This window comes from Pseudoalteromonas luteoviolacea, assembly GCF_001750165.1.
Taxonomy (GTDB): domain Bacteria; phylum Pseudomonadota; class Gammaproteobacteria; order Enterobacterales; family Alteromonadaceae; genus Pseudoalteromonas; species Pseudoalteromonas luteoviolacea_G.
The window spans coordinates 4,603,860-4,620,364 of record NZ_CP015411.1; the positions used below are offsets into that span (position 1 = coordinate 4,603,860).

Sequence of the window (16,505 nt, forward strand, 5' to 3'; positions counted from 1 at the left end):
ATGGAACATATTAATACACTAATCATTGGTGCCGGCGTCGTTGGTCTGTCCATTGCAGCGCGACTCAGCCAACATAGAGAAGTCTTTGTCGTTGAACAAGCAAAACATTTTGGGGAACACACCAGCAGTCGCAACAGTGAAGTGATCCACGCTGGTATTTATTACCCAACTGACAGTGAAAAAGCGCGCCATTGTGTCGCAGGTAAAGCTCTACTTTATCAACACTGTAAAGACTTTAGCGTGCCCGTAAAACAGCTAGGTAAGGTCATCACAGCGCAAAATGATGCTGAAATACAGACACTGGAAAAGCTCATATTGCAAGCAGAGCAAAATGGCGTAGACGACCTATACAGGCTAAGCCAAGCAGAACTGCAGCAAAAAGCTCCGCAGGTAAAAGCCAAAGAAGGGCTCTTTTCACCCTCCACTGGCATTATCGACAGCCATCAGTTTATGCTCTCTTTGGTAGGTCAACTGGAGCAAAACCAAGGGCACTTTGTCGCAAATACACAATTTATCAGCGCAACCCCCATGCAACAGGGATTTTTAGTAACACTCAATTGTGAAGGAGAAACCTTCTCGCTCAGCTGCACCCACTTGATAAACGCAGGTGGACTATATGCACAGCACAATGCGGCAAAAATTGAAGGGCTAAACAGCGCAAAGATACCGCCAATTCACTATTGTCGTGGACAATATTTTAGCTACCAAGGGGCGCATCCGTTTAAGCACCTGATTTACCCTGTACCAGAGCAGCATGGACTCGGTATACATGCGACTGTCGACCTTGCAGGGCAATTGCGATTTGGACCAGATACTCAATTTGTCGACGCCATTGATTACGCAACAGATAGCAGTGCTTTGGATAAGTTTTATCAAGCCATACAACGCTACTGGCCACAGGTTGAGAAAAGTAAATTGCAAATTGATTACGCAGGAATAAGACCTAAATTACAAACAACTGGATCACAAGATTTCACCATTGAAGATAGGCGTATTCACGGTATTCCTGGCCTTATTAATTTATTTGGCATTGAGTCGCCAGGGTTGACGGCCAGTCTCTCCCTTGCCCAGTCTGTCACAGAGCAGCTGATTGCCGAATAAAAAAGGCGACATCTACGTCGCCTTTTATACCATCATTTTGATTTTATGTATCATCAAGCTGTTTCGCTCTTTGATCCATGAGCTTTTGTACATTTTGGGCATCTTGCACCAGCTTCTTCACCTCACTGGGGTTCATGCTATTAATCCCATTTTTACCCTCTAAGCCGTCTGTATTTTGTGCTTTTTCCTTCAAAATATCTGTGTTCTCGGCCGCCATAATGGTTATTTTAGTCGGGTCTAAAGTATGTACTTGGCTATTAACGCGTGTATTTGGTCTATCTGAATAGTGCCAGTTTCCCTTTGCATCTTGCCATTTATAAATGGTCGCTGGTGACGCTTTAGACGCTTCACCATCCATCATTCCTTTCGCACTATTGACCGCATCATTAAGCTCACGCTTTGATTTATCGAGCAACGCATTTGCTTCTTGCTGTGCTTTACCAAAAATCATATCAATACTGAGATAGGGCTTACCGTCCGGACGTTTGATGATAAATAATGACGCGAGTCCAACTAACATCATCATAATGAACATATAACTTGCGGATTTCATTTCGGCACTCCTTTTTCACTTGAGGCCACACTAATAAAGTATAGCTTGGTATTGCGCACAGTTTGACAATTGGGCAAAAAATTATCAATAGAAAAGACGCTTGAAATGACCGAAAGGATGGCATTATGTTGGCATAAAAAAACCGCGAACTATGTCGCGGCTCATCAAATTACTTAGATCCCATCTCCGTCAATGTGCAAACCACATTCTCGGTTCAGACCAAAGAAGCGCGTTTCTTCTTCTGTCATGCCTGGCTCTAATTTACGTGTCGTGTGCACATCACCCATAGACACATACCCTTGTTCCCAAAGTGGATGATAAGGTAGATCATGTTTCGTTAAATACTGATAAACATCTCGGTTGTGCCAGTCAATAATAGGGTACACCTTGACACTACCTCGGCTAATTTCTAGGATCTGCTTATCAGAGCGTGACGAAGATTGCTGACGACGCAGGCCACTAAACCATGTACCGACTTGCAACTCTTGCAGTGCGCGCGTCATTGGCTCAACCTTATTTAAGGTATTGTAGTGTTTAATGCCTTCTTCACCTTGCTCCCACAGTTTACCGAATTTAGCTTCTTGCCAAGCTGGACTGTATTCGCTGCGATAAACTTTAAGGTTTAACTTCAGCCTTTCGGTCAATTCATCCACAAACTGATAGGTTTCTGGGAATAGGTAACCGGTGTCAGTTAAGACCACAGGAATATCATTTTTTTGTTGTGATACGAGGTGCAGCATCACCGCAGCTTGAATGCCAAAACTTGACGACAGCATATGGGTGTCAGGCAGATTCTCAAGCGCCCAAGCAACACGCTCTTCAACACTTTTTTGTGCCAGCATGCCATTCGCATCAGCAAGCAGTGCCTGCTGTGTTGCTTTATCTAGGGTTAATATTTGCTTAAATTCGCTCATAGCTTGTCCTATTATGGGGCCCTATCGGGCCCTTATTATTAAGCGTGGAAATCCGTTTTTGAAACTTTAACTTCCGCAACAATACCTTTGCGGATCACAAAATCACCGAAGCACTCTTGCTCTTGACGCTCAGCCGCCCACTGACCTATCAGCTCATCTAGTGCAGGAAGATAAACATCTTCACTGACGTTTTCTAGATAAAGCTTAGGAACACGCGTACCTTCTCGGTTACCGCCAAGATAAACATTGTATTTACCAGGGCCTTTACCAACAAAGCCCACTTCTGCCAACATTGCACGGCCACAGCCATTTGGACAACCTACTACACGCATGATGATGTCATCGTTTGGAATGCTGTGTTTTGCTAATAGTGCTTCTGTTTTCTCTACCAACTCAGGTAAGTAACGCTCCGCTTCTGCCATCGCAAGTGGACAAGTAGGGAGTGCCACACACGCCATTGAGCTCTTACGCTGCTCTGTATGCGTGTCATCGATTAAGCCGTGCTCACGCGCAATTTTTTCAATTTCAGCTTTGTCTTCTTCAGCCACACCCGCGATAATTAAGTTTTGGTTTGCTGTCATGCGGAAATCCCCTTTGTGGATCTCTGCAATCTTGCGACAACCTGTTTTCAGAGGCTGGCCTGAGTAATCTAAAATACGACCGCTTTGCAAGAATAACGTCAGGTGATGTTTGCCATCGATGCCTTCAACCCAACCGAAGCGATCACCACGGTGAGTAAATTCATATGGACGGCTCTCTGCAAACTTAACGCCTGCACGTTTTTCCACTTCCTCTTTAAACGCATCAATACCAAATGCATCTAGTGTATATTTAGTTTTTGCGTTTTTACGGTTTACGCGGTTACCCCAGTCACGCTGCACACCGACAACATGCTCTGCCACTGCAAGCGTATGCTCAAGTGGAATAAAACCAAAGTCATCAGCGCGACGCGGATAGGTGTTCACATCACCGTGCGTCATCGCCAGACCGCCACCAACCAGTACGTTGAAGCCAACTAACTTGCCTTCTTCAGCAATCGCAACAAAGTTCAAGTCATTCGCGTGCACATCCACTTCGTTATTCGGTGGGATAGTGACCGTGGTTTTAAACTTACGTGGCAAGTAAGTAGAACCTAAAATTGGCTCTAGTTCTGTTGAATCTTTGCGCTCGCCATTTAACCAGATCTCTAAATAAGCACGTGTTTTTGGCAGTAAGTGCTCCGAGATCTTCGCAGCCCACTCATACGCTTCTTGGTGAAGTTCTGACTCTACTGGGTTCGTTGTACACAATACATTTCGGTTCACGTCACCCGCAGTTGCAATTGAATCGACACCCACATCATGCAATGTTAAGTGCATTTCTTTGATATGCGGCTTTAATACACCATGGAACTGGAATGTTTGACGTGTTGTCAGACGAATACTGCCGTAAGACGTTTTCTCTTCTGCAAACTTATCAATGGCAAGCCACTGATCCGGCTTAATGATACCGCCAGGCATACGTGCACGTAACATCACGTTGTGCAACGGCTCTAGCTTCTGCTTAGTACGCTCAGCACGAATATCGCGGTCATCCTGCTGATACATACCGTGGAAACGGATCAGCTGGAAGTTATCTTTGGTAAAGCCACCAGTTAGTTGGTCGCCTAAATCGGTTTCAATGGTACCGCGCAGGTGCTGACTCTCTGTTTTTAAACGTTCGTTGTCAGCAAATTTCGCCTCAGGATCGTGCTTACTATTGGGCTTGTAATCTTGATTGCTCATGGTTTTTCCTAAATTCTATACAGTGACGGTAAAAGTGCGTGATGACGCCTATTAATAGACGTCTTTTTGATAACGGTTAGCACTACGCAACTCTTTCAAATACTGCTCGGCCTGCTCATCATCTTTGCCACCATAGGTTTTCACGATGTCTAACAGCGCCTGATGCACATCTTTGGCCATACGTGTAGCATCGCCACACACATAGAAATGTGCTCCTTTTTCTAACCAAGCAAAAACTTCTTCGCCCTTTTCACGTAAGCGGTCTTGAACGTAAATTTTTTCTGCCTGATCCCGGCTAAATGCTAATTCAACGCGATTTAGCAATCCTGACTTCACATACCCCTGAATTTCTACTTGGTATAAGAAATCTTGTGTAAAGTGCGGGTTACCGAAGAACAACCAATTGTCTCCTTCAGCTTCTCGCGCATCACGCTCTTGTAAAAATGCTCTAAATGGCGCGATACCTGTACCTGGACCAACCATGATCACAGGTGTGTTATCATCACTTGGCAAACGGAAGTTATCATTGTGCTCACTGAACACTTTGACTTTGGTGCCCTCTTCAACGCGATGCGCTAAGAAACCAGAACAGCCACCAAAATGCTGCTCGCCAAATGCTTCAAATTCGACTAAACCAACCGTTAAGTGAACTTCTTCTTCCACCTCGGCTTGGCTCGATGCAATAGAATACAAGCGCGCTTGTTGTTTGCGGCAACACTCAACCAGTGTTTGCGCTGCAATCTCACTTGGGTTTTGTTTGATAACATCAAAGATCTGACGCGCTTCTAAATATTCACGTAGCGCTGCCTTATCTGTTACTAGCTTAGCCAATTCCTCATTCCCAGTGGCCGTCGCATACTTTTCAACAAATCCAGGATATGACTGAGTCAATTCAAGTTTTTCAATCAGAGCATCGCGCACACTGAAGGTCTCATCACCTAGTTTTACTTCGCTCTGAGGGTCGATATTTAGTGCACTGAGCACCTCATCAACCAGTGCTTCATCATTTAAGAAATACACACCTAATGCATCGCCCGGCTGATAGCTAATGTCAGAGCCGTCAAGATCAATTTCGATATGGCGTACATCTTTAGTTGAATCACGACCGGTGATTTTCACAGCCGATGAAATTTCAGCAGTAAATGGATTTTGCTTAGTATACTGACTATGCGCAGCTTGTGGTGCGCCAAACGGAGCATTCACAACATTCGTTGCGCCGCCCGCGGCTTGCTGTGCTTTAAGTTCTGGCTCAAATGCATCCAGTGCAGACGCAATCCACGCCTCAGCTTGTTCTTCATAATCGACGTCTAAATCAGCACGCGCAACAACACTTTCAGCACCCAGCTTTTGTAGGCGCTCTTCAAAGTCAATGGCCGTTTGGCAGAAGAATTCATAACTTGAATCTCCTAAACCTAAAACCGCAATTTTAACGCCGTCTAATTTAGGCGCTTTTTTACCAACTAAAAACTCATGAAGATTTTCAGCATCTTCTGGCGGCTCACCTTCACCGTATGTTGAGACAGCAACGGCGATGAATTTTTCTTTCTTTAAGTTACCAGGCTTATAATCCGCCATGTTCACTAACTTAGCATCTAGGCCACGTGATTTAGCCTGTGCTTCTAGCTGAGCAGCAACGCCTTTTGCATTACCTGTCTGAGAACCATATAAGATGGTTAATGGCGCAGCATCTTGCGCAGGTGCAGCAGCTTGACCAAGCACGCCACCAAGCGCCGCAGTATTGGCATTTGCAGCCAAGTAACCACTCACCCAAGCTTGTTGAATAGGGTTTAGTTCAGCCACTAACCCCTGTAACTTTTGCAGTTGTTCTTGTGAAAGCGGACTTGCCGCAGCACTCAGTTGACTTAACAACATTGTTTATTCCCCGTAACCCATTTCGATTTACTTGCTCTGGCACTTTAGTGTGCAGGTCATTTAATAGCATGCAGGATACTGTTCCTATCCCTCAACAAAAAGAACAGTATCTGCTTTGTTATTCCTTTTAGTTATGAAAAGAAAAAAACACCAACGAAAACAGATTAAAAGAAGTGTTTATTTTTTGATCTGTTTTTAATTAACATTTTAATAACGGGGGTGCAGTTCTTCTTCCGTGTTTTATCAGTCCAACACAATAAGAGAACATAATGAAATTATATAAGACAATAAAAAAACATTATCAACCAGCTGTTTTAGCAGCGATTTTTAGTACAGGAAGCCAAGCGCAAATCAATAACGGTAGCTTTGAACAGTGGCAATACGACAGACCGAGTAATTGGTCTATCATTGACTCCGGGATCACAACATCCCCTGTCACAACGCCTGTGCAAGCTGGTCAAACGGCGGCTGCCATTACCGTCAATACTGCAACACAAGGCAATACAGATTTCCGTCAAAGCATTGCCGTTGTTGCAGGGCAAACATATGACTTCAGCACCTGGGTTTATCACACCGAAGGCGGGGTGAAAGCCCGTCTGTATGTTGATGGTTATCGGGGGTATTCAAACTCACAGCTAACAGCACAGTGGCAGCAATTAAACTATCAATACAAGGCAAGCACTTCGAAGAACATTGAAGTTGGCTTACGGTTTTATGATGTCACCGGATTTGACGGTAGCGAAGTCGTATATGTTGACAACTACAGCACAGGCACTGCAACGACACCGCCACCTCCCCCGCCGCCCGCAAACTGCCAACACAATACAGTGAACTTTACGCTCAAAACAGATAACTACGCGAGCGAAACCAGCTGGCAACTGGCAAACAAAGCTGGGCAAGTCATAAAAAATGGCAGTGGTTATAGTAATAATCAAACCATCACAGAGACCCTGTGTTTAACCGATGATACCTATACCTTCACAATTTTAGATAGCTATGGCGATGGCATTTGCTGCTCACAGGGCAATGGCCGTTACGAATTTTCTCACAATGGTCAAATCCTGATATCTGGCGGGCAATTTACCAATCAAGATCAAAAGCAATTTACCCTAGGTAATGACGGCGGTAACGGCCAAGATCCTACAGGCTATTACGCGACTGCCGCAGGCTTAACTGGCCTTGCCCTAAAATCAGAACTACATACCATCATTAAAAACCACAACAACCAAGGCTATGGTGCGTTATGGTCCTTCATCGACCTGCATGAACGCGACCGCTATTTTGAAAAAGATAACTCTGTACTGGATCGTTACTCTGAGCAACCAACAAATACTGATGCGATTAACTTTGTTGCAGTGGGTGATCAATGTGGTAGTTATCGTGGTGAAGGAGACTGTTATAACCGTGAACACTCTTTCCCTAAAAGCTGGTTTGGTGGCAAAGTGGAGCCAATGAACTCAGATGTACACCATATTGTTGCTTCTGATGGCTATGTGAATGCAAAACGCAATAGCTTCCCATTTGGTGAAGTGGGCAGTGCCAGTTACACTTCTTCCAATGGCAGTAAAGTCGGGAGTGCATCTGGCATTGGCTACAGTGGTACGGTATTTGAGCCGATTGATGCTTTCAAAGGTGACTTTGCGCGAATTTATTTTTATATGGCCACGCGCTATGAGCATGTCATTGCTAGCTGGCACAATAAATCAAGTTACGGCAGTGATGTGCTCAATGGTACGTCAGGGCTTGTCTATGAAACTTGGGTGATTAATATGCTTAAACGCTGGCATCAGCAAGATCCCGTCGATGATATAGAGCGCGCACGCAACCAAGCAGCCTATGAATATCAAGGTAATCGCAACCCTTATGTGGATCACCCTGAATTTGTCGACCTAATTTGGTAAACGTAGAAAAGAAAAAAGCGGCCTATTCCATTAGGCCGCATAACATACTCAGCGCAGAGTCTACGTGAGTGTTAAAGTAGGTAAGGTAACCGTGTTCCTAACTAATAAATCGAATCGATCTTCCACCACCGCTGCGATTTAAAAGCGCACTTACCTAGGCTCTATCGTTAAGGGAGATAAAGTCATTTTGGCATTGTTGCTGGCCCCCATTAAATTGGAGTACCTGCGGTTTTCAAATAAGGTGTAAAACACATCAACATAGTCATCATCATTGCTAAACCAATGACTCGGCATCGCTTTGATCAGTTCATTGGTTAACTGAGGAATAATGGCATAGCCCTGCACTTTGGGATTGGGGATCAATTTCATTGCTTGAGTGACCACATCTAAAAAAGCCACCGCTAACTCTTGATAGTTCGTATTGTCATCATGTTCCATCAACAAGACATCAGCAGCTTGCCAACGGTAGCGTTCCCAATGAATTAAAATTTGATTCGGTGAATAATCTTGTCCATCATTGTCTAAGTATGGCAAATCAACAATATCTAACACAGGTTCATCTCTGCTTGGACTAACGCCATTCACAATGGCGTAGATTTCAGCTGCGCCGGATACCCAAGGCTCTTTGTCATCATTCAAGCGAATATGATTAATCACGGACGTAGAAATAGCAGACTGAATGTCGATAGTATCCAAGGCATCAGTTTCTAAAATGGACTGCGCCTTGCTAAAATGTTGATTAAACACTTTACGCATCACAGCAATACCCTCTTTGTGCACAACTTGTTTGTCTAACTCAACAATTAAGACTGGGCGCTGTGGCATTTGCGTGGCATCCAGCAGATGTAGTTGACCATCTGCGTCAAATGCTTCGACATGAAGCCATGTCGTATCTTCCCCTCGCGGTGAAAATGCAATCAATGGTAACTGCCCGCCTTGCCACGCATCAAGCATTGCACTGTCGGCTAAACGTAACTGAAATACTTGTTGGCCGTAAGATGACAAACCTTTTAATTGGCGCGTTAATCGATTTGCTTGTATCCCAAGCGACATAGTGTCACGAGATAAAGAAAGCTGCGCTAAATTGAGCTTGTTAAAGCTATTAAGCTGTTGTTGCCAAGACTGTTGCTTGTGCTTTATCTCACGTGCTACCGCTTTAGCGACCACGCGCTTGATATCAACGACTTGAAAACTCGCTGTATTGTAAAGATCTATCGACTGTAGCGAGGCACTTAGGTCATCTGCGGCCTCAGTAGGCTGAGCGTCAACCTGACCACTGTGCAAAGTAAGAACTACGGCCCATGCCGCAAACTTAAGTAACGTGTGCATAACATTTCCTTGAAATAATCCGTGTGTTTGCTCAAAACATCTGCATTGCAGTATTTGATCGCCTAGCAACGATAAAACAGCTCACTAAATTTATCAAGATATTAATAATGAATTAACATGTTAATTTTCAATGTTAAGCTATCACAATGAAAAATATAGATAATATTGTTACATTATTCACCCCGGAAATAATATATTATTTTGCAATAATTGAGTTTGATTGATAATTACACAGCAAGAGGTCGCCAATTTAAACTGTACTGAGGTGATATAAGTATGCCCGAAAATTTGACATACGAACAAAGCCTGCTGCTTTTTTTCGGAGGTGAGTTATTGAATAATATAAGATTTATATAAGATACAGGCTTTACTTGATGTGAAAAACCTATCTTCAGAGAATGGTAGGGGCGCAATGCTGGCCCCCATAAGCATTACTTTTCGATCGGGTACAATGTAATTTCAATTCCTGCACCGATGGCTGATATTCTTAATAAAGTATCTACATCAATAGCTTGTGAATAGCATTTCGGCGCTTCACCCGATACAAAACCAATATCAAATGTGCGTTTTTTACATCCCAACCATTGCTTAAGCGCCGCTTTTGAACATGACTCAATCAGTTCACAAAGGTGGTTAATCGCTTTGTTAGGGCTGTTCACTTCAGTGCTCGCTTCAATACGCGCAAGTTCGCGATATTCATCTTTATCATAATGCAACACAACAGCATTGCGCTTTAGGTCTTCAACCAAAGCGGAGATGTCATGTTTGGATTCTAATTCTAAGTCGACATTTAAAAATTGGATTTCTGACATTGCGAATGCGGTACCTTGCTTTATGGATGGGCCTCTCGCCCAGTTGTTATACACTGCCACCACCAATAACCGACCAACATATCACGGCATAAGTCATACTTTTGGGTGCGACAATTTGTCACTTTGGATTTTACGCCAATTTCAATAAGCTATCAGCAATTTTGACTAAAAAACAGAGCAATGATTAAAACTGCATTAAAACCGGCCAGAAAAGTACATAAATACCTTGGTTATTTACTGGCACTACAGATCTTCGCCTGGTTGCTAGGTGGACTGGTGATGAGTGCAATTCCACTAGAAATGGTGCATGGCAAACATTTGGCAAATAGACAACTTGAGAATCCATTTAACGCCGCCGATTACCTCGCTAGTCTCGATCACCTTAAGCAGCAAGTACCAGGACTTAAAAGTATAGAATACAAACACTTCCTTGATATTCCCATCATAAAGTTAAACGCTGAGCATGCGGTTTACTTTCATGGTAAAACGGGGGCTTTACTGCACCCACCCAGTCAAGCGGATATAGAACAGCAAGCTAAATCACACTATATAGGTAATGCGGATATCGTTCAGGCCATGTTGATGACAATAGGCCCAAGAGAAGTGCAATATCGTAAAGATATTTGGCAAGTCACTTTTAACGACAGAGTCAGCACAACTATTTACTTAGATAGCCAAAGCGGTCAAGTGATCACGGTGCGCAGTACGATATGGCGTATTTTCGATTTTTTCTGGATGTTGCATATTATGGATTACGACGAAAGAGATGATTTTAATAACCCGCTGTTAATTTCTTTCTCGGCAACCAGCGTACTATTTTGTATTTCAGGATTCATACTATTATTACAATCTCCACCGTGGAGACGTCGTCGTCGTGCACTGAAATAACTACTATTAAACAATAAAATGGGATAATGTGAGGGCAGTTTCGACGTTCACCTTAGGTGAGAGACATGTTCCCTATCCCATTATTTTGTTTATTTATTCTATTATGCTGTACTCAGCCGCTGGCCGCCCATACATTTACTAGCTTTTATCAAGCAAAAAAACACCTTAACCAGCAACTTACTGAACAGTCCAAAACACTGTATTGTGGCTGCGATATTAATCGCGTTGGGAAAAAGCCAGTACCAGATCCCCAAACATGCGGATATCAGCCCAGAAACCCTATCACACGCAGCGGTAAACCTAACAGTCGAGCGACTCGTATTGAGTGGGAACACATTGTATCGGCATGGGAATTTGGACATCAACTTCAATGTTGGCAATCAGGTGGACGCGCTAATTGCCGAAAAGTCAGTGCTCAATTTCGCCGCATGGAAGCTGATCCGCGTAACCTCGCACCCGCGATTGGTGAGATAAATGGAGATCGCAGCAATTACCGATTTGGTATGTTACCTGATACCCCGTATAAACATGGTGCATGTAAAGTCAAAATTGACTTTAAACAACGGGTGATTGAGCCACCAATTTACGCACGGCAGCAAATTGCGAAAGCCTATTTTTATATGCAACAAACTTACGGCCTTAAAATCAGCGAAAAACAACAAAAGTTATTCGAAGTATGGGCCAAAACAGAGCATTAACTTGCCAGCTCGGATTAAAATTTTCATATCGCTGTATTTAAATTAGTAACAAGCGCTAATTAGATTGTAATCTAATTCAGCAATTGATAATTTGGTTTAAATATTGGTATTAAACGTACTATTGAAAGCATTCCCCACAAAAGCAGGTCTTCTAAATCGGGGTTATGTAGTAAACGATTAGGAACGGGATATGAAATTGAACAGTAGCAAATTATACCTCGCACTCGGTATCGCATTTACATCCACTCTTATCGCTGGTTGCGGTGGTTCAGGAGGAGGAGGCGTAACGAACACGCCGGCGACAACGCCAGCAGTACCCGATACCACACCACCCACATGGCAGGCTGGTCAATTTGATCCTTCGACACGTTTTGCAAATCGCTGCGCTGCACCACGCAGTGGTATTGACCCCTATGAAAATACTGCTTATCCAGATGTGGCAGGGACCATGATGCATGAAAAAATGTGGCTACGTTCATTCAGTCATGAAACCTACCTATGGTATGACGAAATTATCGACAATGATCCAAACGGCTTTTCCACTGTAGCGGCTTACTTTTCTCAATTAAAGACATTTCAAAAGACCGCCAGTGGCAAAGACAAAGATGAGTTTCATTTTAGCCAAAGCTACGAAGACTTTAAAAAAGAGTCACAGGATGGTGTGTCTGCAAGTTTTGGATTTACATGGACCATTCCACAGTTCCGCGCCGCCTATGTAGCCTATGTCAATGACAATACCCCAGCAGCCAATGCCGGTATTCAACGTGGCGATAGGTTATTGAAAGTCGGAGACCTTGATTTTGCGACATTCGACAGCCAAGATAGTGCGCAATATAATCAAATACTTACTGCATTTACACCCAGTGTAAATCAAGCGGTGACACTGACTTTACTCGATCGAAATGGGCAAGAAAAGACTGTAACTGTAACGGCACAGGACCTTCAACTTGCGCCAGTGAAAAACGCACAAACCTTTGTTCATGAAGGTAAGAACGTTGGCTATTTACAGTTCAATCAGTTTATTGCCAGTGCTCAGAGCGATCTCATTTCCGCATTTCAACAATTTAGTGACCAAAACATTGATGAGCTGATCTTGGATATGCGCTATAACGGTGGCGGCTTGGTATTTCAAGCCTCTCAAGTTAGTTACATGATTGCAGGCAGTCAGTCGAATGGCCGTCCATTCTCTATCAAAACACACAATGACAAACTAAGCAGTAAAAATGAACCACTTGAGTTTGTTGAGCAGTCAATTAATTGGACGACACTGCAATACAATAACGATCAACTCCCCTCACCGCAGATGCGCCGTGTTTACATACTAACGACTAATGATACTGCATCTGCAAGCGAAAGCGTCATCAATGCCCTGAGAGGTATTGATGTTGATGTGGTATTAATTGGTGATAATACCCGAGGCAAACCGTTTGGCTTTGCACCAGAACAAAATTGCGGCACCGTGTATTACACCATCCAGACTAAATCAGCGAATGCCAAGGGGTTTGGGGATTATGAGGATGGCTTTATGGTGACTCCTCAAGCAAGCCTTGTCGGTGAAATCGGATTGGATGCAAAAGTGCCTGGATGCAGCATCAGCGACGATTTCAGTAAAGATCTCGGTGACAAAAGTGAAGGACTATTTGCCGCGGCACTGCATCATATTAGCACAGGCAATTGCCCAGCTTCAGAACGCCAAGGCAGAACGCTTTATTCAGAGGCACAACCCGTTTCATCTACATACTATGGCGTGACCCCATTTAACATGCCATTCAATCCACTGAAACATGGTGCCGTATATACACGTATCAATGCGGATAAATAATGAAAGCTAAACTGTTGATAAGTTCGCTCTCGGCACTGTGCATCAGTGCCTGTAGCAATGGCCAAAGTACAAAGCGGGTTCAACCCGCTCTGCTCACTGAGGCCACGCCCTCAATACTCACTGAGTTGGGACACGCTATCGTATCTTTAAAAGGCGGTACCGTACCGACTTTGGCAGTTGATGTATTTACGCAATCACCACAGCTGTTAATAACACATGGCCAGTCTTTGGAGAAACATGCTGCTGGTCTCACACACACATCTCTATCATCATTACCGATCAGTGCTTTTGAATTACAATTGCGCGACAACCACTGTGTGCTTTACTACCCTAAAGCCGATCAATTCGTGCCGCTACAGTACGCCAAATGTATTGTCTATGACAAAAAAGACCCTGCTTAAACGCAGATTACCTGACTTGCATCCACAATAGGGATCAGGGACACTATGGCGGTTAAGCCAAGGAGTTATATATGCACATCGTCCCTGTGTCGCCATTCAAACCACAATTACCGTATGTTTCTCGCTGTATGAAATTCAGTCCTGATATTTATCAAGATGCTGACTACGCGTATTTCAATCAACCTCTTCCTGATAAATTACATCGCGCAGTGGCAAAAAGAAAAGCCGAATATCTCGCGGGTCGCGTTTGTGCTGCCAATGCACTCGAACAGATAGGGCACACACACTTTATAGTCCAAAGCGCCGACGACCGTTCGCCAATCTGGCCTGTGGGGGTCTGTGGCTCAATTACTCACAGCAAAGGCTTCGCAATGGCCGTTGCGACTGATCAGCCTAACGTTCTCGGCATCGGGATCGACATAGAACACATGATGACGGATAAACAAGAATCAGAACTTCGCGGTCAAATTTTAATAGATGATGAAGCATCGGCATTTGCTGCACTTGGCCAAGATCATCAGAAGCCACTCACCTTAGTATTTTCCGCAAAAGAAAGTATTTATAAGGCGTTATATAGCGTGGTGCAATCATTCTTTGGTTTTGAGGCAGCGAAACTCATCGCTCATGACACATATCGTTTGCAGTTTGTCCTCACCACAGATCTGCATTCCAGCTTACCAACAGGAACGAAAATCACCGTATATCACCAAAGTACCAATGACATGGTGCTGACTGAGTGTGTTAATCTAAACACTGATTAATTTAAAGTAAAAAACGATGCTTGCGCATCGTTTTTTTTATCTGCAGTAAAGGAGTACCTACACTGCCCACTGATCCGCAATGCCACCCTTTGCTTCAGTAAGGCATCCATTTTCCATGCGTAATAATCTGTCCGCCAAATGGAAGTACTTGTCATCATGAGTAATAACAAACACGGTTTTTCCCTTTGCACTGAGCTCAGGTAGCAACTCTGTATAAAAAACATCTTTGAATACAGGATCTTGATCGGCTGCCCATTCATCAAAGATGTAAAACGGCCTATCTTCCAAATAGGCAACAACCAAAGCTAGACGCTTACGCTGCCCCTGAGATAACTTTTGCGTCGTGAATGCGCCGTCTTTAATTGCCACTTTATGGTGTAAGTTCAACTTTTTAATCAGTTTATTGCCCTTATCTTGTAACACCGTATCTTGGCAATCCAATAACCTATCAAACAGGTGGAAATCACTAAATACAGCACTGAATAATTGGCGATAACCATCTAGTTGTACAGGGGTAATGTGCTGACCATCCACGAATAAGTCGCCTTCTTTCGCAGGATATAAGCCGCACATTAGCTTTGCAAATGTCGTCTTTCCACTGCCGTTGCCACCAACAAGGTAAATAATTTCGCCTTTATTCAACGTCAAATTAATTGGTGTTAATGCAAACACTTCATCGCTCTGTTCATGGTAGTAACCATGACTTAAGGCTTTAAGTTCAATCTGGTTGAAACCTGCCAAATCAGGGTTCGATTGCTGCTCGATAAGACGTAACTTAGCGGTCATCTCAGTAATGGTGTTTGCAGAAGCTTTTGCTGCTGCCGCTTTTGGAATCGCCGCTAACATTACCTCAAGTGGGGTAAGCATATACAAAAACAACAGCGCAAAACCGGACATCACCTTGGTTTCATCTGTGCCTTGACCGGTCAAGAAGTAAAGCGTACCGCCAATAAAAGCAAAAATACTGAACCCCCCCCATGAAGCGGCATAGTGATATATAGTTGCGCCTTGTACTCGACGTTTACGTAGCAGCGAAATGGTATCCCCAATCACCTGCTCGACGAATATACGGCGTTTAGACTTATGTAATTTAAGCTCTTTGGCACCATCATAAATTGAGTCAAATTGGTCGTAGAGTGAGTCCTGAATTTTTGCAGCCTCGGTAACCCTCTTAAATGCCGTCGCATTGGCCAAGCTATAACCGATTGACCCCACTAATAAAGTTAATACCGCAAAAATAAATACGCGCCAGTCCAACCAAGCCATATAGGCAAAACTCCCAAGCACAATCATGGCATTAGTCAAAATACCTGGTAGGCGTTGAAAGAACTCCGAAACACGTAAGCTATGCTCAGTTAAACAAGACTTTATTTTTCCTGCACCTTGCGCTTCAACATCATTAAACACGGCATTGACGACATGCTTAGCCACTTGACTGCGCACCGTAGCTTGGCTTTGCTCAGTCAATTGTTCTGCAAATATTTTGGAGCATAACTGCAACGCAACGCCAGCGACAGCCAAAATAGCAAAGTAGGTAAACTGCTCAGTGCGGGCTTCAGGTGAGGCATTGATTATTTCATTGATCAACGCAACAAGGGCGACACTGGCCAAGCCGAATAAAGTACTGGTGATGGCTGTTGCCATAAATCGCCACCATGTGGCTCGAATTAGATTAGCAAGCACGTTACTT

14 protein-coding genes are annotated in these 16,505 nt (G+C 43.7%); 7 read left to right on the plus strand and 7 right to left on the minus strand.

Going from position 1 to position 16,505, the window contains the following annotated elements; genetic code table 11:
* Positions 1–1,101: an NAD(P)/FAD-dependent oxidoreductase gene (locus S4054249_RS19705; protein ID WP_046354607.1), complete on the plus strand. Its 1,101-nt coding sequence runs from the start codon at positions 1–3 to the stop codon at positions 1,099–1,101.
* A gap of 43 nt (positions 1,102–1,144) precedes the next feature.
* Here the strand turns inward: S4054249_RS19705 and S4054249_RS19710 are convergent, their stop codons facing one another.
* The 4 genes from S4054249_RS19710 to S4054249_RS19725 form a co-directional block, all read right to left on the minus strand.
* A complete protein-coding gene (locus S4054249_RS19710) occupies positions 1,145–1,654 on the minus strand; it encodes a DUF4124 domain-containing protein (RefSeq protein WP_046354606.1) in 510 nt (169 codons plus the stop codon).
* Positions 1,655–1,827: 173 nt separating this feature from the next.
* Positions 1,828–2,568, minus strand: coding sequence for a phosphoadenylyl-sulfate reductase (locus tag S4054249_RS19715; protein ID WP_046354605.1), 741 nt, complete (start codon positions 2,566–2,568; stop codon positions 1,828–1,830).
* A 38-nt stretch (positions 2,569–2,606) separates the two neighbouring features.
* Complete coding sequence (cysI, locus tag S4054249_RS19720; protein WP_046354604.1) at positions 2,607–4,331, minus strand: assimilatory sulfite reductase (NADPH) hemoprotein subunit; 1,725 nt, start codon at positions 4,329–4,331, stop codon at positions 2,607–2,609.
* A gap of 51 nt (positions 4,332–4,382) precedes the next feature.
* The gene (locus S4054249_RS19725; protein WP_046354603.1) at positions 4,383–6,203 is read right to left on the minus strand and encodes an assimilatory sulfite reductase (NADPH) flavoprotein subunit; all 1,821 of its coding nucleotides are present in this window, start codon (positions 6,201–6,203) and stop codon (positions 4,383–4,385) included.
* A 269-nt stretch (positions 6,204–6,472) separates the two neighbouring features.
* On the opposite strand from S4054249_RS19725, the gene S4054249_RS19730 reads away from it, so the two are divergent.
* Positions 6,473–8,104, plus strand: a complete 1,632-nt coding sequence (locus tag S4054249_RS19730; protein WP_046354602.1) for an endonuclease — start codon at positions 6,473–6,475, stop codon at positions 8,102–8,104.
* 150 nt (positions 8,105–8,254) lie between these two features.
* On the opposite strand, the gene S4054249_RS19735 is transcribed toward S4054249_RS19730, so the two are convergent.
* Both S4054249_RS19735 and S4054249_RS19740 read right to left on the minus strand, forming a co-directional pair.
* The gene (locus S4054249_RS19735; RefSeq protein ID WP_046354601.1) at positions 8,255–9,433 is read right to left on the minus strand and encodes a DUF3103 family protein; all 1,179 of its coding nucleotides are present in this window, start codon (positions 9,431–9,433) and stop codon (positions 8,255–8,257) included.
* A 431-nt stretch (positions 9,434–9,864) separates the two neighbouring features.
* Positions 9,865–10,245, minus strand: coding sequence for a hypothetical protein (locus tag S4054249_RS19740; protein ID WP_046354639.1), 381 nt, complete (start codon positions 10,243–10,245; stop codon positions 9,865–9,867).
* Positions 10,246–10,425: 180 nt separating this feature from the next.
* On the opposite strand from S4054249_RS19740, the gene S4054249_RS19745 reads away from it, so the two are divergent.
* From S4054249_RS19745 to S4054249_RS19765, 5 genes are all read left to right on the plus strand, one after another.
* Positions 10,426–11,133 carry a hypothetical protein gene (locus S4054249_RS19745; RefSeq protein WP_046354600.1) on the plus strand — a complete coding sequence of 236 codons (708 nt, stop codon included), beginning with the start codon at positions 10,426–10,428 and terminating at the stop codon, positions 11,131–11,133.
* A gap of 65 nt (positions 11,134–11,198) precedes the next feature.
* Positions 11,199–11,831, plus strand: coding sequence for an endonuclease (locus S4054249_RS19750; RefSeq protein ID WP_046354599.1), 633 nt, complete (start codon positions 11,199–11,201; stop codon positions 11,829–11,831).
* Positions 11,832–12,021: 190 nt separating this feature from the next.
* Positions 12,022–13,653, plus strand: coding sequence for a S41 family peptidase (locus S4054249_RS19755; RefSeq protein WP_046354598.1), 1,632 nt, complete (start codon positions 12,022–12,024; stop codon positions 13,651–13,653).
* Positions 13,653–14,054 (plus strand): hypothetical protein, encoded by a 402-nt coding sequence (locus tag S4054249_RS19760; RefSeq protein ID WP_046354597.1) that lies wholly within the window; start codon positions 13,653–13,655, stop codon positions 14,052–14,054. Before S4054249_RS19755 ends, S4054249_RS19760 begins: the two co-directional genes overlap by 1 nt.
* 71 nt (positions 14,055–14,125) lie before the next feature.
* A complete protein-coding gene (locus S4054249_RS19765) occupies positions 14,126–14,815 on the plus strand; it encodes a 4'-phosphopantetheinyl transferase family protein (protein ID WP_046354596.1) in 690 nt (229 codons plus the stop codon).
* Positions 14,816–14,872: 57 nt separating this feature from the next.
* On the opposite strand, the gene S4054249_RS19770 is transcribed toward S4054249_RS19765, so the two are convergent.
* Positions 14,873–16,459: a cyclic peptide export ABC transporter gene (locus tag S4054249_RS19770; RefSeq protein WP_230851887.1), complete on the minus strand. Its 1,587-nt coding sequence runs from the start codon at positions 16,457–16,459 to the stop codon at positions 14,873–14,875.
* Between the last annotated feature and the right edge of the window lie 46 nt (positions 16,460–16,505).